Consider the following 18,430-nt stretch of genomic DNA (forward strand, 5'->3'; position numbering starts at 1 on the left):
TTATCCTCTTAGTCGGTATAATAATCCTCAACAGTGTAATCAGGCATTTCCTCATATTTTGGCGGATATGTTCCTATTACCTCGAAAGCGTTTGAACGCTGCCACATGGAAGCTGTCACCATGACTTCAAAGCCCTCACCGAAATCGCAGGCGTAGTCCATAGGCTTCCTTTTCGGCACACCGAAGCCTGCCAGCATATTCATTATAAGACCTCCGTGGGTGCATACCGCAACATTTGTAAGACCCTCGTACATCATATCGGAAATGATGATGTTCAGAGCTTCATAACAGCGGTTTATGACCTCTCTTGTTGATTCGCCGTTCGGCGGAGGATTGTCAAGTCCTCCTTTTATGAACTGCTCATAATCAGGGTCATTCATAAGCTCATCAGCGGTCTTGTTCTCAAACTTGCCGAAGTCCATTTCACGAAGCTCGGGCATCTCAGCCACAAGCCTGTTAGGCTGGAGTATAGATATAGTCTGTTTGCACCTTTTTAAAGGCGAGGTGTAGACCTTCTGCACCGAAGGGTAATCATACTTTTCTATCTTTTCATAAAGCTGGTCAGCACCCTCTCTGCACAGCGGCAAGTCGGTAGTACCGATATAACGTCCGTCAAGATTTGCCTGCGTCATTCCGTGACGGATAAATGCTATTCTGTAGCCTTTCATATTTAAAATACCTGCTTTCTTTTTCTTTTATGATAAGTGATTTAAAACCTGCACAAATTTTTTTCACTTAAATACGTCATTTTATAGATTTTATATTTACAAATACATAAATTTATAGTATAATAGAATAATGGTTGAAAAACCAATATGATTTTATACATGGGAGATATTACATGAGCAATGACAGCAAAGATGAGCTGACTCTCAGGATAGGTGAGAAGCTTACCGCCGCAAGGATAGAAAGCGGCTATACACAAAGCTGTGCGGCTAGAGCAGTCGGCACCAGCCAGTCTTGCATATCAGCCGTTGAACACGGCAAAAAGCAGAACGTCAATATCATCATTGCTCTTATAAAGCTTTACGGTGCTTCCTATGAAGATGTGTTCGGTTTAGTCAAGGTCAGAGAAAAAAACTCTGCGTTAGGCTGTCCGGACGAGGGAAGCGAGCTGCTGAGGGAGCTTATAAAAGACAGCGGCATAAAGGGCCTTGAAACTCAGACGGACATGGCGGTGAAAATATGCACCTATATGCTTTTGAGAAAGCTTTACTCTGAAAATCCTCACAACTCCCACAAGCTTTTTGAGCTTGACACTGAGGAAACCATGGAACGCTGTGTAAAATATCTTTCTGCTCAGCCTAAAGACCTTGACAGGATCCTTGGTATGGCAGGAAAAAAGGTGAACAGGCTCGAGGTTTCAGTGGAAAAAAATCCTGAACTGAGGGCGTTTATCAAAGAGTGCGAACACATTTTGCTCGCTTGCACATAAGAATTTTGATACCGATGTTATCATACTTCGGATATTATAACACACTTTTCAACTAATTTCAAGTGAGGTATAAAAATGAAAAAGCCTGAAAGGCGGCTGTTTGTATCGGTAGCGTGTGCGGCGGCTCTTATGGTGTGCGGAGCGGTTATGATTCATCTTGATAAGAAGCCAGATGAAGCGACATTTTTCGCCATGGATTGCCCATGCACGGCGGCTGTGTACGGCGGCGACGCTGAGGCGGTGAAAGAGCGGATAAAGGCTTTGGAAAAGCTTTATTCGCCTTATGAGGAAGGCTCGGAGATATCACGGCTCAATGAGAGCGGCAGGCTTGAGCTTTCTGAGGAAACTGCACATCTTATAGAAAAGAGCATAGAGCTTACAAAAAAATACGGCGGAGCGGATATTTCCGCAGGGGCAGTGACGGAACTTTGGAACGTTACTGGCGATGAGCCGAGAGTGCCTGAGCAAAGTGAGATGCAGACTGCTCTTTCCGCTGTGGGATATGGGAATATAAAGCTTTCGGGGAGCGAATGTGTCCTTGAAAACGGCACACAGATAGACGTGGGCTGTGACGGAAAGGGCTTTGCCCTTGACGAAGCGAAAAAGCTGTTGGATAGTGAAAAAGCCGATTGTGCGGTGGTGAGCTTTGGCTCGTCAACGCTTCTTTACGGGCAGAAGCCGGATAAAACAGATTTCAAGGTTGCGGTCACAGACCCTTTTGATAACGATAACACCTGCCTTAGCTTCACAAGCGGCGGTGGATTTGTTTCCACTTCTGGTGGATATGAGCGTTATTTTGAAGCACAGGGCAAAAAGTGGAGCCATATTTTTGACCTGACAACAGGCTATCCATGCGAAACAGACCTTGTTTCAGTCACTGTGATAGGGCAGAGCGGCATTGAAACCGATTTTCTGTCTACCTGCATTTTTATTGGCGGAAGCGTTGAGCTTGACAGGTGGCTCAGTGATGAAAATATAGAAGTTATTGCCATTGATGAAAATGGCATAGTTTATTGCTCTGACAGTATAAAGAGCAGGATAAGTATAAGTGATGATAAATTCAGGTTTGAATAGTCATAAAGTATGATAAGGGGGAAAATTATGAAACTCAACAGCATTTTTCTTTCCCACAAAAAGGGGACGGAAAACAGCGAAACTATCGCCATGCCGCTGCCTGCAAGAGTGAAGATATCCATGTCACAGCACATGGGAGCACCTTGCGAGCCGACAGTTGCCAAGGGTGACAGAGTGCTTGTGGGACAGGTCATAGGCGAAAGCAACGCTTTTATGTCATGCCCTGTTCACTCGTCTGTGTCAGGCACAGTGGCGGCGATATCCGAACTGCTCACAGCAGGCGGAAAGGTGTGCAAAATGGTGGAGATCGACACCGACGGAGAGCAGGAGGTATCACCTGACGTAAAGCCGCCTGTTATAACAGACAAGGCGAGCCTTTGTGAAGCCGTAAGGCAGTCAGGCTGCTGCGGAATGGGCGGCGCAGGCTTCCCGACGCACATAAAGCTCAACTTTGACGAGAGCAAATACAAGGTTGATACTCTTGTTATAAACGCCGCTGAGTGTGAGCCTTACATAACAAGCGACTATCGTGAGATGATGGAGAACGCTGACGATGTTATGTGCGGAATAAAGCTCGTGCGTGATATGCTGGGGCTTAAAAAGGTCGTTATCGGTATCGAGGACAACAAGCCACAGGCTATAAAGCTTATGCGTGAAAAGTCGGCTGATGATGAAAGTATCGAAGTAAAGGTGCTGAAGTCATGCTATCCTCAGGGTGCAGAAAAGGTGATAATATTCAACGCCACGGGACGTGTAGTTGGCGAGGGTCAGCTTCCGTCAGATCAGGGCGTTATCGTAATGAACGTTACCACAGCAGGCTTTATCGGTGAGTATTCCAAAACAGGTATGCCACTCATATCAAAGCGTATAACTGTTGACGGTGACGTGGTATCTACTCCATGCAATGTGAAAGTACCTATAGGAACTTCTGCGGAGGATATACTGAAATTCGGTGACTGTGATAAAGAAAAGGTTAGAAAAGCCCTTTTTGGCGGTCCTATGATGGGAATGTGCCTTTATGAGCTTGACACCCCTGTGACAAAGACCACAAACGCCATTCTTGCATTTGGTGAAAAGGCTGATAAGAAAAAGGGTATCGAGGACAGGTGCACACAGACAAACTGCATAAAGTGCGGAAGATGTATCTCTGCTTGTCCGCTGAATCTTATGCCTACAGAGCTTGAAAAGGCTTATGACAGGCGTGATAAGGAAGCTCTTATGAAGCTAAAGGTGGGTCTTTGCATGAACTGCGGTTCGTGTTCATACGTCTGTCCTGCAAAGAGAGATCTTGCAGAGAAAAATCAGCTTGCAAAAGCTTTCATAAGAACATAAGGAGGTAAGAAAAATGGAAAAAATGCTTGTCAGCCCTTCGCCTCAGATAAGGGATAATATTTCTACCTCTAAGGTGATGACCCATGTGCTTGTGGCGCTTTGCCCTGCACTTGCAATGTCTGCCTATGTTTTCGGCGGACGTGCACTTATGCTCACAGGCTTCTGCATGATAACGGCACTCATATGGGAAAGGCTTTGCAATCTTATAATGAAAAGGCCTGATTCCACAAAGGACGTTTCGGCACTTGTGACCGGTATGCTTTTGGCGTTCAATCTCCCTGTGACAATGCCTTATTGGCAGGCTGCTATCGGCACATTCGTTGCTATCGTTATAGTAAAGCAGCTTTTCGGCGGTCTGGGACAGAATTTTGCCAACCCTGCTATCGTGGGAAGAATAGTTCTTATGCTTGCTTTCACAGGCAACATGACCCATTGGGTAGTGCCTTTCTATGACCCTGACAATATCGTAACAGGTGCGACCCCTCTTGCGGCGGCACATTCCGCCCCTGCCGATTATCTAGATCTTTTCCTCGGAAAAGTAGGCGGCTGTCTTGGCGAGGTGTCTGCGGCGGCATTGCTCATTGGCGGCATATACCTTATAATGATGAAGATAATCTCAGTACATACACCCCTTGCATTTATCGGCACAGTTTTCGTGTTCTCATATCTTTGCGGCGAGGACGGCATCTATCAGATACTTGCAGGCGGCGTAATGCTCGGTGCATTCTTCATGGCAACTGACTATGTTACAACTCCTGTTACAAAAACAGGCAAGGTGATATTCGGTATCGGCTGTGGTATCATCACTTGTGTGATACGCTTCTTCGGCTCTTATCCTGAGGGCGTTTCATTCTCAATACTGCTTATGAATATACTTACACCATATATCGACATGATAACAAAAACAAAGCCTTTAGGGGCTATAACAAAGAAGAAGGAGGCGAAGTCTGAATGAAAGATAAAATAATGCCTCCATTGGTGCTGACTATAATATGTATAGTTGTCAGCGGACTTTTGGTGCTTGCCTATAATGCCACATATGTTGACAATACAGGTGTTCTTACAGACGATATGAAAAAGGGCTGTGAGGAGATATTCGGCAAGGGCGATTATGAGATAATGCTTGACGGCGAGGGTGACAGCAAGACCCCTGTCACATTTGATACAGAGGGCGTGAACTCCATTATCACAGATAAAGATAACGGCAGATGCGTTATCGAGATAACTGAGGACGGCTATTCAAAGGGTGGACTTCATCTGCTTATCGGTATAAACAGCGAGGGAACTATCGAGGGGATAGAGTTTCTCTCTATAGGCGAAACTCCGGGTCTTGGCACAAAGGTGCAGGACGATAGTTTTCTTTCAAAGCTAAAGGGCTTTGGTGTTGACACTGATGAAAATTCTATCGACAATGTTACCGCTGCCACCTATTCTTCAAAGGGAATGAAATCTGCGTGCAAAAAGGCTGTGAAGCTTTTTGACGAGCATAAGGAGGAGATACTCAATGGCTGAGAAAAATTCTAATCTGTATGAATTTACAAAGGGTATCATAAAGCAAAACCCGACACTTGTTACGCTCCTTGGTATGTGTCCGACCCTTGCGGTCACAACAATGGCGAAAAACGGTATCGGAATGGGACTTGCCACAACGTTCGTGCTTGTCTGCTCAAACTTTGTTATATCCCTTTTGAAAAACGCTATCCCAAAGGCTGTAAGACTGCCTTGCTTTATCGTAATAATCGCAGGCTTCGTTACTCTTATCGAGTTTCTTATGAAAGGCTATATACCTGAGCTTTACAGTGCATTAGGCGTATTCCTGTCCCTTATCACGGTAAACTGTATTATCCTTGGCAGAGCGGAGGCTTTTGCCAGCAAGAACAAGATATTCCCGTCAGTCCTTGACGGACTTGGAATGGGTCTTGGATTTACACTTTCACTTTTCACAATGGGTTCTATAAGAGAGATACTTGGCACAGGCTCATGGTTCGGCTTCAAGATACCTTTCCTGTGCGACGATCCTATGACAGTGTTCATCATGCCGGCAGGCGGATTTTTCGTGCTTGGCTGTCTTATCGCACTTGTGAACAAGATAGCGAACAAGAAGCCGCCAAAGGAGATTTCCTGCTCAGGCTGCCCAAATGCGGCTTTGTGCAAGGGTCAGTGCAGAACAGAGAGTGAGGAGGCATAAAAATGAGCTACATACTTATACTTATCGGCTGTGTGTTCGTAAATAACGTTGTGCTTTCTCAGTTCATGGGAATATGTCCTTTCCTTGGCGTATCAAAGCAGATGAAATCATCTGTGGGAATGGGTGCAGCAGTAATATTCGTTATGATATGCGCAACAGCTATCACATATCCTGTATACAGACTTCTTGAGCATTTTGGTATAGAGTATCTCAAAACAGTGGCATTCATACTTGTTATAGCAATGTTCGTTCAGCTTGTTGAGATAGTCATGAAAAAGATGATGCCGCCTCTCTATAAGGCACTGGGCGTTTATCTGCCTCTTATCACAACCAACTGTGCAGTTCTCGGTGTTACTATCGGAAACATAGACAACGGCTATAATTTTCTTCAGTCCCTTACAAACGCACTTGGAACAGGACTTGCGTTTACTCTTGCCCTCTTGCTTTTCAGCGGAGTAAGAGCAAGGATAGAAAACTGCGATTTTCCTGAAACTTTCAAGGGCGTACCTGCAACGCTCATTGCGGCGTCTATCGTTTCGCTAAGCTTTATGGGCTTTTCGGGAATAATCTGATAATAATTTATCGATATGAAACGATCAAGGGTTGAATTTACAAAGCCGATGAAAAAGACCCACACTATATTGATACCATCAATGCTTGACTTCCACTTTCCGCTACTTAAATATGCATTTCTTAGCGGCGGATATAAGTGCGACGTTATCGGGGTGAACGAATACAGTCGGTCACAAATGATAAACGCAGGCTGGGAATATTCAAATAATGATGTCTGCTTTCCCTGCAACCTCATAATAGGACAGTTCATATGTGCATTGAAAAGCGGCAAATATGACACCGCAAAAACAGCCCTGCTGCTGCCTCAAACAGGAGGAGGGTGCAGAGCGTGCAATTACATTATGCTGCTGCGAAAAGCTCTTTTGAAAGCCGGTCTGCAAAATGTTCCTGTGGTGTCACTTAATGTCAGCGGTGTTGAGAAACACAGCGGATTTTCCATAACGCCTAAAATGGTGCTGACGGCTTGTGCAGCGATCTATTACAGTGACTTGCTTTTGTATCTTTATAATGAGCTTTCACCCTATGAACTAAAAAAGGGTGAAACGCTTGATAAAGTCCGCCTATGGAACAGCAGGCTGTCACGGCTCTTTGAACATGGCAAAGCAGCCGATCCGATCTCAATGTGCGTCATATTCCGCAAGATATGCGAAAGCTTTGCTACAATAAATTGTGATAAAAGCAGATCGGTCAAAAAGGTCGCCGTAACAGGGGAGCTTTACATAAAATTCTGTGCTCTCGGCAACGGCGAAACGGAGAAATACCTCCGTGATCTCGGTTGTCATATATATATGAGCGGCTTTGTTCCATACATAATGTACCTTACCGATTCCTGTACAAATGATGATAACATTTACGGAAGAAAAACCTTGGCAGGTGTGGGAGCAAAAGTCCTTATTGCCTATATGAAAACGCTTTGGTGCAAAATGAATTCTGCACTTGTACAAAACGGTTTCGAGCCTATGGAAGACTATAGATCCTTGAAAAGCTACGGTGAAAACTTTGGCTGCCTTGGCGAAACAATGGGGGACGGCTGGCTTATCGGTGCAGAAATGTGTTCAGCGTTGAAGAACGGCTGCAAAGGTGTTGTGATGCTGTTGCCGTTTGGCTGCCTTGTGAGCCACACCTGTGCAAGAGGCATAATAAAGCGTATAAAAAAGCTCTACCCAGACAGCATCATAACGGCGGTAGATCACGATTCGGGAACAGCGGACGTTAATATCAAAAACCGCATTAAGATGACCCTTGATTTTATGGATAATAATATAATAAAACACAACAAAAACTGAAATTCTGAAAGAGGAGAATGATATGGAATATTTGATCCCTTTGGCTATATTTGCCGCTTTGGGCATATTGGCAGGCGTTCTGCTGACGGTGGCTTCAAAGGTTTTCGCCGTTGAGGTGGATGAGCGTGTTGACGCTATCGCAGAAGCGCTTCCGCAGGCAAACTGTGGTGCTTGTGGCTTTTCAGGCTGTGCAGACTATGCCGACGCTATCGTGAACAAGGGTGCGGAATGTAACCTTTGCCGTCCGGGAGGCGAGGCTGCTGCAAAGAAGATAGCCGAGATAATGGGCGTTGAAGTGACTGCAGCAGAGCCACAGGTGGCTTTCGTGCGCTGTTCGGGAGATTGCTCTCATACACCGCATAAATACGATTTTGACGGCATTCAGAGCTGTGCGGCGTGCAACAGGTTTTATGACGGAAGCAAGCTTTGCACAAGCGGCTGTTTAGGCTACGGCGATTGTATCAAGGTCTGCTCTCAGGGGGCAATATCTATCGTTGACGGCATTGCCGTTATCGACAAAGCAAAGTGCATGGGCTGTGGGCTTTGCGCAAAAGCCTGTCCAAATGGTCTTATCGCAGTGAGAAGGATCTCTCAGGCTGTGGATATCTGCTGTTCATCAAGAGATGTGGGCAGAGTGACAAGGTCTGTTTGTCCTAACGGCTGTATAGGCTGTAAGCTTTGCGAGAAAAACTGTCCGTCAGGTGCCGTTACAGTGCAGAACAACCACGCTGTTATCGACTATGACAAGTGTACAAACTGCGGAAAGTGTGCAGAGGTGTGCCGTGTCCACGCTATCAGGTCTATCATGGGCGAAAAAGTGGAAGTGCAGTAAAATATTTTGCTTTAAAGGCTCTCTTGACGTTTATGCGTCAGGGGAGCTTTTTTTTGTGCCAAAAATACACAGCCAAATTTGTGCAGTGTTCACGAAGAGTTTAGCATTTGTTGACATATACTTATAAATGATTTATAATACTATTTGTACGAATAATTGTCAGCGGCAAGAAAAATATAGCCGAACTTTAAGGGGAACACAGCAGAATGAACATTAAAGGCAACAGAATTATCAGTGAAAAAAACGTTTTCAGACGGATAGCGGCACTTTTGACAACGCTCTTGCTCGTTATCACAGCGATTCCCGAGGGCTTCTCTACGGCTATAACATCGGTGGCAGAAGCGGCAGATACGGCTGTGACAGGTGCGTATTTTGATACAGACGGCATGGAAATCGTCACTTATAACGTGGTTAATGACTTCGGTGCAGACAACACAGGAAACGCCATGACCGGAAAGCAGATACAGCAGGCACTTGACGCTGCACAGGAAAATTCAGGACAGGGCATTTTCACAAAGGTCGTGATACCAAAGGGAACGTATCTTATTTCTTCTGCACTTGTGGTATACAGCGATACTTGGATATACTGTGAAGAGGGCGTTGAGATAAAAAGGTGCATTTCCTATGGACCTATGCTCAGGTGCGATAATAATGGTGTCGGCGGCTATGACGGCGTTAAAAATGTTATCGTTGAGGGCGGGCTTTGGAACGGAAACACAGACCAGTGGCCAAATACCGCAGATTTTTCAAATATCAGATTTGCACATTGCAGAAATATTCTTCTGAAAGATATGCACGTCAAAAATAACGAGAACGGTCATCATATGGAGATAGGCGGTGCGGCTGACGTCACCATAGAGGGCTGTACTTTTACAGGATATACTGGCTACAGGAAAAAAGAAGCCATTCAGCTTGATTGCATGAACAACAGCAGAGTTTTTGCAGGCTATGCGCCTTTTGACGATACATCATGCGAAAATGTGGTCATAAAGAATAATCTTTTCTCAGGCATTTGCAGAGGTCTTGGTTCTCATTCCGCCACTCTGGGTATCTATTATACAGATATTCTTATTGAGGGCAACGTTTTTGAGAATCTCGACGATGTGGCAATGATAATGTACAATTATAAGAATTGTACCATAACAAATAACACTATCACAAACTGCGCAAGCGGTATAGAGTTCAAGGCAATGTCCAGCCTGCCTAACAACAATTTCAATCCCCCTGTGGTGAAGTCTATGGAGGAAGCAGTTGACGGTTTTGAGGACGACGCAAACTCTGTTATTTCATCTAACACTATCTCTGTAAGCGGTGATGACGAATATGGCATTACAAGCGGCATACGCCTGACAGGGTATGAGGTCAAGGACAACGGTGTTATCCCTGACTATAATTTCAGAGTGGCAGGAGTAAAGATCCTCGAAAATCGAATCGAGAGCAACGGAACCACTATCGCACTTAATGACGCTGAAAATTGCAGTATCGAATCAAATATTCTCGTTACAAAGCAGGACGGTGTTAATTACAAGGATAAAAATGGTCTTACTCTCAATGAGTGTGACAATATAAAGATAACAGATAACTACATTTCAGGCTCAGCCAGAAACGGTGCTTCCGTTACTGACAGCTCAGGGAATACCCTTGATAACAATACCATAGAGAACGTTGGAATGAACGGAATAAATATCTACAACGGCTCTGAGAACAATATTGCAAGCTCAAACAGCGTAAATTCAGCGAAAAAGCATGGCATAGCAGTGGCTGCAAATTCTTCCGCTGTGATAAAGTCCAACAGCATTTCAAAGGCGGGGGACACGGGCATTCTTATTTATAACGGCTCAAAGGGCGAGTGCTCAGGCAACAAAGTTAAAAATGCCGTGGGGCATGGTATCGTGTTCAGCAAGAACGCTTCGGGCAAGGCGACCTCAAACACTGTTTCTGGCGCAGGCAAGCATGGCGTGCTTGTTACAGACCACTGCGGCAGTGTGGTTCTAAGCTCAAATAAGATATCAAACAGCAAGCAGAACGGCATTTGCGTGTCAAATTACAGCAGTTCTGTGAGTGTAAATTCCAACAGTATAAGTGGCTCAGTAAAAAGCGGCATAAGCGTAAGCTCTCACAGCAAGGCTTCGCTGAAAGACAACGCTGTGAACGGCTCAAAGTCTGCGGCAGTGTCAAAGAGCGCTGATTCTTCTATCAGCCTGCCGAGAGTATCAGGATTGTCTGTTAATTCTGTGAATAACACGGATATACAGATCAGCTTTTCTGGCAGATCAACTAACAAATGCGGCTATGAGATATACAGAAAAACAGGTGCAAAGGGAAAATACTCTGCCGTGGGGACGACTGCAAAAGGAAAGTTTACAGATGGATTTTTCAAGGCAAACACAGATTATTATTACAAAGTACGCTGTTATGAAACTGTGTCAGGTAAGAAGGTATACGGTGGATATTCCGCTGAGATAAAGGTAAGATCAGCAACGAAAAGATCTGTCGGGAAGGCGTCTGTCAAGGTGTCAAATCAGGTGTGGACAGGTAAGGCGCTGAAGCCTGCTGTCACTGTAAAGGACGGAAATGTCACCCTCAAAAAGGACAGGGACTATACTGTAAGCTACTCCGCAAACAAGGGCATAGGCACTGCTAAGGTGACTGTCACAGGGAAGGGAAGCTACACAGGTAAGATAACAAAGACTTTCAAGATAAACCCACAGGGACAGAGCATTTCTGCCAAGGGCGACAAGAGCGGAAAGAAGATAGCGGTCACTCTTGCAAAGCACAGCTCAAATTCAGGCTATCAAGTGTCATATGCCGACAACAGCGGCTTTAAGAACAGCAAGTCCTTGTGGCTCAGCGGAAACTCAAAGAACAAAGGCACAATAAAAGGTCTTAAAAGCAAAAAGACATATTACGTCAAGGCAAGAGATTATAAGACAATTGGCAAGACCAAAGTGTACGGCAAGTGGTCGGCTGTGAAGAAGGTAAGTATTTAGGGCAAAAAATTTTTCAAGCCGATTGACAAGGCTCTTATAATGTGGTATAATTCAAGATATGACAAGGAAGGTGAATATAATGACCAATGTTGTAAAGGGCGATCAGGTAAAGGATTCATACGGCAAGATCTATGATGTTATCGAAGTTCATGAGCATAATGTTATGGTGCTTGAGCCGGGTAAACCATACTGGGAGCGTATCTGCATGGGACGTTTTGATTTCGACTCATATTTCAGAAGAGCAGATGAGCCTATGACAGATGATATGCCTCGTCCAATGGGCATCGATGAAGAAGATTTCGATGAGGACGAAGAGGAAGAAGAATAAGATTTATTGCGGTTGGCTTTTGTCAGCCGCATTTTTATTGCACAAAAACGCCACGGAGATATTCTCTCCGTGGCGTTTTTCCTTGGGCGGAATAGCCACTTTTATGCTGTTTCTTCTGCGAAGTTTCCTGTGTAGAGCTGATAATACTTGCCCTTTTTGGCAATAAGCTCGTCATGTGTGCCACGCTCGATTATCCTGCCCTGCTCAAGTACCATTATGCAGTCTGAGTTTCTGACAGTTGAAAGTCTGTGGGCGATAACAAATGTTGTTCTGCCCTGCATGAGAGCGTCCATACCAGCCTGAACAAGACTCTCTGTTCTTGTGTCGATAGAGGAGGTAGCCTCGTCAAGGATAAGAACAGGAGGATCGCCGACTGCCGCTCTTGCAATGGCTATGAGCTGACGCTGACCCTGTGAAAGGTTCGAGCCGTCGCCTGTGAGAACAGTGTTGTAGCCGTCAGGAAGTCTTTCTATAAAGCCGTTTGCGTTTGCAAGTCTTGCGGCTGCCATACATTCCTCGTCAGTGGCGTCAAGGTTGCCGTAGCGGATATTTTCCATTACTGTGCCTGTGAAAAGGTGTGTGTCCTGCAAAACTATGCCGAGAGTTTTTCTCAGAGCAGGCTTCTTTATCTTTGTAATGTTTATTCCGTCATAGCGTATCTTGCCGTCCTGAATGTCATAAAAGCGGTTGATAAGATTTGTGATAGTTGTCTTTCCTGCGCCTGTTGAGCCAACAAAAGCTATCTTCTGACCAGGCTTTGCAAAAAGCTTTACGTCATGAAGAACGATCTTGCTGTCGTCATATCCGAAGTCAACACCGTCAAATACGACCTCGCCCTCCATTTTCTTGTAGTCAACAGTGCCGTCAGCCTGATGACGATGCTTCCAAGCCCATATGCCTGTACGCTCTTTGCATTCTTCAAGCTCACCGTTCAGGTTATATTTTGCATTAACGAACTCAACATAGCCATCGTCTGTTTCAGGCTTCTGGTCGAGAAGGTCAAACACTCTGCCTGCGCCTGCGGTAGCCTGAACAACGAATGCCATTTGCTGGCTTATCTGTGTGATAGGCTGTGTGAAGTTCTTGTTAAGGGATACAAATGTTACGATAGTGCCGAGGGTAAGACCTGCATAGCCGTTTATGGCAAGGATAGCTCCCACAATGGCACAAAGCACATAGCTGAGGTTTCCGATATTTGCGTTTATCGGCATCATGATGTTAGCGTACTTGTTAGCTTCGTTTGCACTGACTCTCAGCTTGTCATTTATCTTTACAAAGTCTTCTATTGCCTTATCCTCGTGACAGAACACTTTTACTACTTTCTGTCCGTCAAGCATTTCTTCGATAAAACCGTCAACTGCGCCAAGGTCACGCTGCTGAGCCGCAAAGTGCGCTCCTGACTTTGAAGCGAGATCGTTGGTCACCTTTACCATTACAAATGCCATTGCAATAGAGAGTATGGTAAGAGGAATGTTGAGGACTATCATGGAAACGAGGGTGGATATAAGTGTTGCAAGAGAGTTTATAAGCTGAGGTATGCTCTGGCTGATAAACTGTCTGAGAGTATCAACGTCATTTGTGTATACTGACATGATGTCACCATGCGGGTGTGTGTCAAAATATTTGATAGGAAGTGTTTCCATGTTGAGAAACAGATCATCTCTTATGTTTCTCAGCGTACCCTGACCGATGTTTACCATTATCCTGTTGTATGCGTATGAAGCCGCAATGCCCACAACGTAAACTACTGCAAGACCGCCGAGAGCCTTTGCAAGAGGTGAAAAATCATGGCTGGAGGCCTTTAGCATCGGTGTGATGTAGTCATCAACAAGTGACTGCATGAACATCATTCCCGCAAGTGTGGTGACAGCCTGAACAAGTATGCACGCCACTACTATTATAAATGAGAACTTATAGTTTTTGAGCATATATTTCATTACTCTGCCGAGGACTTTCATCTGGTCGCCTGACATTTTAGGCTTGCCGCCCATTTCTTTATTCATTGGCTTAGGCATTTAAGCTTCCTCCTTTCCTGATGACTGAACGTCGAAATCTCCGCCGCCCTTTACCTGAGATTCATATATCTCACGGTATATCTCGTTTGTTTCAACAAGCTTTTCGTGTGTGTCAAAGCCGTTTACTCTGCCACCGTCAAGAACTATTATCCTGTCGGCGTCCTGGACGCTTGAGATCCTCTGTGCGATAATGAACTTTGTTGTGCCTGGGATAGACTTTGCGAATGCCGCTCTTATCTTTGCGTCTGTTGCAGTGTCTACTGCGCTTGTGGAGTCGTCAAGGATAAGAACCTTTGGCTTTTTCAGAAGCGCTCTTGCGATACAAAGTCGCTGCTTCTGTCCGCCTGATACGTTTGTACCGCCCTGCTCGATATAAGTTTCATACTTGTCAGGGAAGCGTTCAATGAACTCGTCAGCGCAGGCAGCTTCACAGGCTTCGATACATTCGGCGTCTGTGGCGTTTTCGTTGCCCCAGCGTAGGTTGTCAAGGATAGTGCCTGAGAAAAGCACGTTTTTCTGCAAAACTACAGAAACCTGATCTCTCAGATATTCCATATCGTAATCTCTTACGTCCTTGCCGCCAACGCATACAGAACCGTCGTCAACGTCATAAAGACGGCTGATAAGATTTACAAGGCTTGTTTTTCCACAGCCTGTTGAGCCTATGATGCCGATAGTTTCGCCTGACTTTATGTGCAGGTCGATATTGTTAAGCACCATTTTGCCGCTTCCGTGCTTGTATGAAAAGCTTACATTGTTGAAGTCAACAGAGCCGTCTTTCATATCCTTTGCTGGGTTCTCACCGTTGTGAAGATCAGGTGTTTCCTTGAGTATCTCTGAGATACGTCTGATACTTGCTGTACTCATTGATATCATAACGAATATCATAGATAGCATCATAAGTGACATCATGGCGGAGATAACATATGTGAAAACAGATGAAAGCTCGCCTGTTGTCATAGTGCCTGCAACAACATTCTTTGCGCCAAGCCAGCTTATGAGCATTATGCAGGAGTAGATAACGAACATCATAACAGGGTTGTTCAGTGCGATAAGGCTTTCAGCCTTTACGAACATCTTGTAGAGGTTGCCTGAGGCTTTCTTGAACTTCTTCTGCTCGAAGTCCTCTCTTACATATGCCTTTACAACTCTGATAGCCGATACGTTTTCCTGTATGCTTGCGTTGAGGTCGTCATACTTTTTGAAAGCTTCTGTGAAAACTTTCATCGTCTTTTTAACGATGATTCCAAGAACTATGCCAAGAAGAACGATAGCTGCAAGGAATATAGTGCTCATTGAGCCGCTTACTGCAAAGCACATTGCCATTGAGCAGATGAGCATCAGCGGTGCTCTCACTGCGATACGGATTATCATTTGGTATGCGTTCTGAACGTTTGTAACGTCAGTTGTCATTCTTGTTACAAGACCTGCGGTGCTGAACTTGTCGATGTTTGAGAACGAATAAGTCTGCACCTTGCGGTAGATAGCTTCACGAAGATTGCAGGCAAAGCCTGATGAAGCCGAAGCCGCATATTTTCCTGCAAGAAAGCCCGAAAGCAGGCTGACCATTGCCGCCGCTACCATTACGCCGCCGAAAATATAAACGTTTGTCATGTTGCCCTTTTCAATGCCGTCGTCGATTATTTTCGCCATTATAAAAGGCAGAAGCATTTCCATAAAGACCTCAAGTGCGGTAAAGACAGGGGTCAGAATGGAGTCCTTCTTGTACTGTTTGATCTGTGCTAGTATTTCTTTCAAGCCAGATCCCTCCTCTCGCTTATTTTTATATTGTATTGTCTATCATTTTTTTCTGGAGCCGTTCCATTTCGTCAAGTTCCTGATCTGTAAAATTACGGAAAGCCATTGTTTCTATCTTTTTAAGACAGTCGCAAATGTCCTGCTGGAGGGTATAGGCTTTCTCGGTTGCTATTATCTTCTTGTGACGCTCGTCATCATCACTGCCCTCATAGGAGAGATATCCTCCTGCACGGAGCTTTTTTATAAGCCCTGATACCGTCGCACGGGAAATATTTAGATCGTGGTGTATCGCCGTTGAGAAAACAGGCTCGCCATTATGTTCCATTATGTACATAAGCACATGGCTCTGAGCGGCGGTTATACCCTTGCCTGCGAGCATGGTGTTTATCTCACATTCTATTTTCAGATGAATGTATTTGGAATACCGCAGAATGTTCTTTTTTCTGTTATCCGCCAAATTGTTCGCCTCCTTACATTTTTGCACCTAACATTTTGCCTTAATTAATAATATCACACTTTTACTTGAAAGTGAAATACAAATATGTTATAATGAATAAAAGAATTTTATAGATTACTATCAAATTTAATTTTTATTAAGAATTGTTTACCAAACGAAACAATTTGCGGAAATAAACAAACATAAAGGGGCGGTTATTGTGAATACTGTACAATTGGAGTGCTTTTTGGCTGTGGCGCAGTATCTTAACTTTTCCAAGGCGGCGGAATCTGTGAGCATCACTCAGCCTGCGGTGAGCCACCAGATAGGTTCTTTAGAGGACGAACTAGGGGTGAAGCTTTTCGTGCGAACGAGCAAGAGCGTTTCGCTCACAAGAGAGGGTATAATGTTTATTTCAGACGCAGAGCAGATACTTAAAATAGCAGGCTCAGCAAAATTCAGGCTGTCAGAAAAGCTTGAGGACGAACCTGTGAGGATAAGCATAGGCTGTCACAATCAGGCGGAGCTGAACGTTTTGACTCCTGCCCTAAGAGAAATGTCCAGGCTTTATGATGATCTTTTGCCGTATATAGATCTTACTCCGTTCAAGTCTATAGACAATCAGCTCAAAGATCAGAAGATACAGCTTCTTCTGTCATTTAAAAGTCCTCATAAACAGCCTTTTGACTATGTGGAGCTTTGCCGCTGTCAGTTTATGTGCCTTTGCCAGAAAGATCACCCTCTTGCAAAGGCGGATAGCCTTGATGTGGACGATATCTCAGGCAGACCTATTTTTATAGAGCGCCACACCTGTCCTGACGAGATATTTGCCTTGCAGCACAGGATACTTGAGAACGGCAAGGTGGATAAGATAATATTCTGTGGAGATTATGAAAGCGCAGTTGCAATGGCGGAAGCGGGGCTGGGGTTTATGATTTTCCCCGCCATAGGGGACGCTTACAAAGGTCCGCTAAAAGCGATACCGATAGAAGGCGTGAAAGAGATATCTTTCGGTGTCTATTATCTCAGGTCGCAGCTTGAACAGCAGGCAAAGGATATGCTTGGGATACTCAAAAATCAGTTTGCAAAATAAAAGCACTGTATCGGTGGGTGATACAGTGCTGTGAATGTTGCAAAGAAAATAATTAGTGGGCGACCTCAGGTCGCCCATACATAAAATCGCATATCAATAAGTGGTAGGGGCGAACAGCGTTCGCCCGCAGTATTACATATCAAACAATGGGTACATAATTTCATTTTTATGACACCTTCTGTAAATATTCTTCAAGACAGAGGTTATTTTCATACATTTCCTTTGCCGCCTTTTCGCCAACATATCTGTAGTGCCATTCTTCTGGAATAATACCGGTAATATCTTGCTTTTCGGCTGTGTAACGCTCTATAAAGCCATATTTGTAGCTGTTTTTAGCGAGCCAATCCCATACTTCCTGATTTGTAACTCTGCTGTCACCGCTTGCGATATCGACGCACAGACCAAGCTCGTGTTCACTTGTGCCGGGCATCGCCACCCATTCTTCCGCATAGGCTTTCGCCTTTTTGTCGCTGTAGCCTATTTTCTGATAGTGCTCATATTTGCTCTCAAGTATGTCCTGCTGATCCTCTGCGGTGCGGAACGATGATGTGATAGTTGGATATATCCCCTGCGAGCGTGCGTCATCAAACATTTTCTGAAGCTGTGGGTAAATGCGGCAGTCCACTGCCTGACCATTGTCAAGGGCGGTGAGTATCACTGAGCAATTCTCGCATATAGGCGTGTCATTGTTCACCAATGTGAGCTGCCAGTCCTGCCGGGCATTATACTCTGCAAGCTGAGATGAGGTCACGCTGTCGTCATAGGCGTATTCCACTGCGGCAGGGGTGAACTGCTTCTTGGGCTTCATATCAGGAATGTAATATCTGTATATAAGCAATGCCACAACCAAAATAATAATTGCAGTGGCAATTACGATATGCTTTTTGTTTTTCTTTGTCATAATGACTGCTCCTTTGCTTTTGTTGTATCCATAATACCATAATGAAGAGGTTTTCGCACGAGTATTAGCTTAACTGTTTCATAAGATTTTCTTAATGTGTCGGACTAGCGTTAAGCTATTGTCGGTGATAACAAATTTTGCATGACGATTTGTGCATATCGACGATTTTATAGAAAAGGTCTTGACTTG

Annotated in this window: 17 protein-coding genes; 12 read left to right on the forward strand and 5 right to left on the reverse strand. The window is 44.7% G+C overall.

Annotation, left to right across the window (positions count from 1 at the left end; genetic code table 11):
- Window positions 1-8: 8 nt before the first annotated feature.
- A complete protein-coding gene (locus RBI_RS02540; RefSeq protein ID WP_038670785.1) occupies window positions 9-668 on the reverse strand; it encodes a histidine phosphatase family protein in 660 nt (219 codons plus the stop codon).
- Between the two features lie 173 nt (window positions 669-841).
- Here RBI_RS02540 and RBI_RS02545 point away from each other — a divergent pair, with 173 nt between their 5' ends.
- From RBI_RS02545 to RBI_RS02595, 11 genes are all read left to right on the forward strand, one after another.
- Window positions 842-1,435 (forward strand): helix-turn-helix transcriptional regulator, encoded by a 594-nt coding sequence (locus tag RBI_RS02545; protein ID WP_038670787.1) that lies wholly within the window; start codon window positions 842-844, stop codon window positions 1,433-1,435.
- Between the two features lie 75 nt (window positions 1,436-1,510).
- Window positions 1,511-2,509, forward strand: coding sequence for an FAD:protein FMN transferase (locus RBI_RS02550; protein WP_038670790.1), 999 nt, complete (start codon window positions 1,511-1,513; stop codon window positions 2,507-2,509).
- Window positions 2,510-2,536: 27 nt separating this feature from the next.
- The gene (rsxC, locus tag RBI_RS02555; protein WP_038670792.1) at window positions 2,537-3,841 is read left to right on the forward strand and encodes an electron transport complex subunit RsxC; all 1,305 of its coding nucleotides are present in this window, start codon (window positions 2,537-2,539) and stop codon (window positions 3,839-3,841) included.
- Between the two features lie 13 nt (window positions 3,842-3,854).
- Window positions 3,855-4,796 (forward strand): RnfABCDGE type electron transport complex subunit D, encoded by a 942-nt coding sequence (locus RBI_RS02560; RefSeq protein WP_038670794.1) that lies wholly within the window; start codon window positions 3,855-3,857, stop codon window positions 4,794-4,796.
- Window positions 4,793-5,353, forward strand: coding sequence for an FMN-binding protein (locus RBI_RS02565; protein WP_038670797.1), 561 nt, complete (start codon window positions 4,793-4,795; stop codon window positions 5,351-5,353). Before RBI_RS02560 ends, RBI_RS02565 begins: the two co-directional genes overlap by 4 nt.
- Window positions 5,346-6,029, forward strand: a complete 684-nt coding sequence (rsxE, locus tag RBI_RS02570) for an electron transport complex subunit RsxE (protein ID WP_038670799.1) — start codon at window positions 5,346-5,348, stop codon at window positions 6,027-6,029. Before RBI_RS02565 ends, rsxE begins: the two co-directional genes overlap by 8 nt.
- A gap of 2 nt (window positions 6,030-6,031) precedes the next feature.
- Complete coding sequence (locus RBI_RS02575; protein WP_022288499.1) at window positions 6,032-6,601, forward strand: electron transport complex protein RnfA; 570 nt, start codon at window positions 6,032-6,034, stop codon at window positions 6,599-6,601.
- A 15-nt stretch (window positions 6,602-6,616) separates the two neighbouring features.
- Complete coding sequence (locus RBI_RS02580) at window positions 6,617-7,888, forward strand: 2-hydroxyacyl-CoA dehydratase (RefSeq protein WP_081855919.1); 1,272 nt, start codon at window positions 6,617-6,619, stop codon at window positions 7,886-7,888.
- A 22-nt stretch (window positions 7,889-7,910) separates the two neighbouring features.
- Complete coding sequence (locus RBI_RS02585; protein WP_022288497.1) at window positions 7,911-8,720, forward strand: RnfABCDGE type electron transport complex subunit B; 810 nt, start codon at window positions 7,911-7,913, stop codon at window positions 8,718-8,720.
- A 206-nt stretch (window positions 8,721-8,926) separates the two neighbouring features.
- Window positions 8,927-11,710, forward strand: coding sequence for a right-handed parallel beta-helix repeat-containing protein (locus RBI_RS13905; protein ID WP_051706352.1), 2,784 nt, complete (start codon window positions 8,927-8,929; stop codon window positions 11,708-11,710).
- 79 nt (window positions 11,711-11,789) lie between these two features.
- Window positions 11,790-12,038, forward strand: a complete 249-nt coding sequence (locus RBI_RS02595; RefSeq protein ID WP_022288495.1) for a hypothetical protein — start codon at window positions 11,790-11,792, stop codon at window positions 12,036-12,038.
- A 101-nt stretch (window positions 12,039-12,139) separates the two neighbouring features.
- Here the strand turns inward: RBI_RS02595 and RBI_RS02600 are convergent, their stop codons facing one another.
- Genes RBI_RS02600 through RBI_RS02610 form a run of 3 tightly spaced genes read right to left on the reverse strand, consistent with a single transcriptional unit; the run spans window position 12,140 to window position 16,268 of the window.
- Entirely contained in the window at window positions 12,140-14,053 is a 1,914-nt protein-coding gene (locus tag RBI_RS02600; protein WP_370817929.1) for an ABC transporter ATP-binding protein, read from the reverse strand.
- Window positions 14,054-15,811 (reverse strand): ABC transporter ATP-binding protein, encoded by a 1,758-nt coding sequence (locus RBI_RS02605; RefSeq protein WP_038670801.1) that lies wholly within the window; start codon window positions 15,809-15,811, stop codon window positions 14,054-14,056.
- Between the two features lie 25 nt (window positions 15,812-15,836).
- Complete coding sequence (locus RBI_RS02610) at window positions 15,837-16,268, reverse strand: MarR family winged helix-turn-helix transcriptional regulator (RefSeq protein WP_022288492.1); 432 nt, start codon at window positions 16,266-16,268, stop codon at window positions 15,837-15,839.
- A 199-nt stretch (window positions 16,269-16,467) separates the two neighbouring features.
- On the opposite strand from RBI_RS02610, the gene RBI_RS02615 reads away from it, so the two are divergent.
- Complete coding sequence (locus RBI_RS02615) at window positions 16,468-17,340, forward strand: LysR family transcriptional regulator (protein WP_038670802.1); 873 nt, start codon at window positions 16,468-16,470, stop codon at window positions 17,338-17,340.
- Window positions 17,341-17,506: 166 nt separating this feature from the next.
- Here RBI_RS02615 and RBI_RS02620 read toward each other — a convergent pair whose 3' ends face one another.
- Window positions 17,507-18,241 carry a D-Ala-D-Ala carboxypeptidase VanY gene (locus RBI_RS02620; RefSeq protein WP_038670804.1) on the reverse strand — a complete coding sequence of 245 codons (735 nt, stop codon included), beginning with the start codon at window positions 18,239-18,241 and terminating at the stop codon, window positions 17,507-17,509.
- Window positions 18,242-18,430 lie beyond the last annotated feature (189 nt).

The organism is Ruminococcus bicirculans (ex Wegman et al. 2014) (assembly GCF_000723465.1).
In the GTDB taxonomy this organism is placed as follows: Bacteria; Bacillota; Clostridia; order Oscillospirales; family Ruminococcaceae; genus Hominimerdicola; species Hominimerdicola aceti.

Coding starts and splice junctions, on each gene's coding strand:
- RBI_RS02540 (WP_038670785.1), bottom strand. CDS start 668: ATGAAAGGCTACAGAATAGCATTTATCCGTCACGGAATGACGCAGGCA.
- RBI_RS02545 (WP_038670787.1), top strand. CDS start 842: ATGAGCAATGACAGCAAAGATGAGCTGACTCTCAGGATAGGTGAGAAG.
- RBI_RS02550 (WP_038670790.1), top strand. CDS start 1,511: ATGAAAAAGCCTGAAAGGCGGCTGTTTGTATCGGTAGCGTGTGCGGCG.
- rsxC (WP_038670792.1), top strand. CDS start 2,537: ATGAAACTCAACAGCATTTTTCTTTCCCACAAAAAGGGGACGGAAAAC.
- RBI_RS02560 (WP_038670794.1), top strand. CDS start 3,855: ATGGAAAAAATGCTTGTCAGCCCTTCGCCTCAGATAAGGGATAATATT.
- RBI_RS02565 (WP_038670797.1), top strand. CDS start 4,793: ATGAAAGATAAAATAATGCCTCCATTGGTGCTGACTATAATATGTATA.
- rsxE (WP_038670799.1), top strand. CDS start 5,346: ATGGCTGAGAAAAATTCTAATCTGTATGAATTTACAAAGGGTATCATA.
- RBI_RS02575 (WP_022288499.1), top strand. CDS start 6,032: ATGAGCTACATACTTATACTTATCGGCTGTGTGTTCGTAAATAACGTT.
- RBI_RS02580 (WP_081855919.1), top strand. CDS start 6,617: ATGAAACGATCAAGGGTTGAATTTACAAAGCCGATGAAAAAGACCCAC.
- RBI_RS02585 (WP_022288497.1), top strand. CDS start 7,911: ATGGAATATTTGATCCCTTTGGCTATATTTGCCGCTTTGGGCATATTG.
- RBI_RS13905 (WP_051706352.1), top strand. CDS start 8,927: ATGAACATTAAAGGCAACAGAATTATCAGTGAAAAAAACGTTTTCAGA.
- RBI_RS02595 (WP_022288495.1), top strand. CDS start 11,790: ATGACCAATGTTGTAAAGGGCGATCAGGTAAAGGATTCATACGGCAAG.
- RBI_RS02600 (WP_370817929.1), bottom strand. CDS start 14,053: ATGCCTAAGCCAATGAATAAAGAAATGGGCGGCAAGCCTAAAATGTCA.
- RBI_RS02620 (WP_038670804.1), bottom strand. CDS start 18,241: ATGACAAAGAAAAACAAAAAGCATATCGTAATTGCCACTGCAATTATT.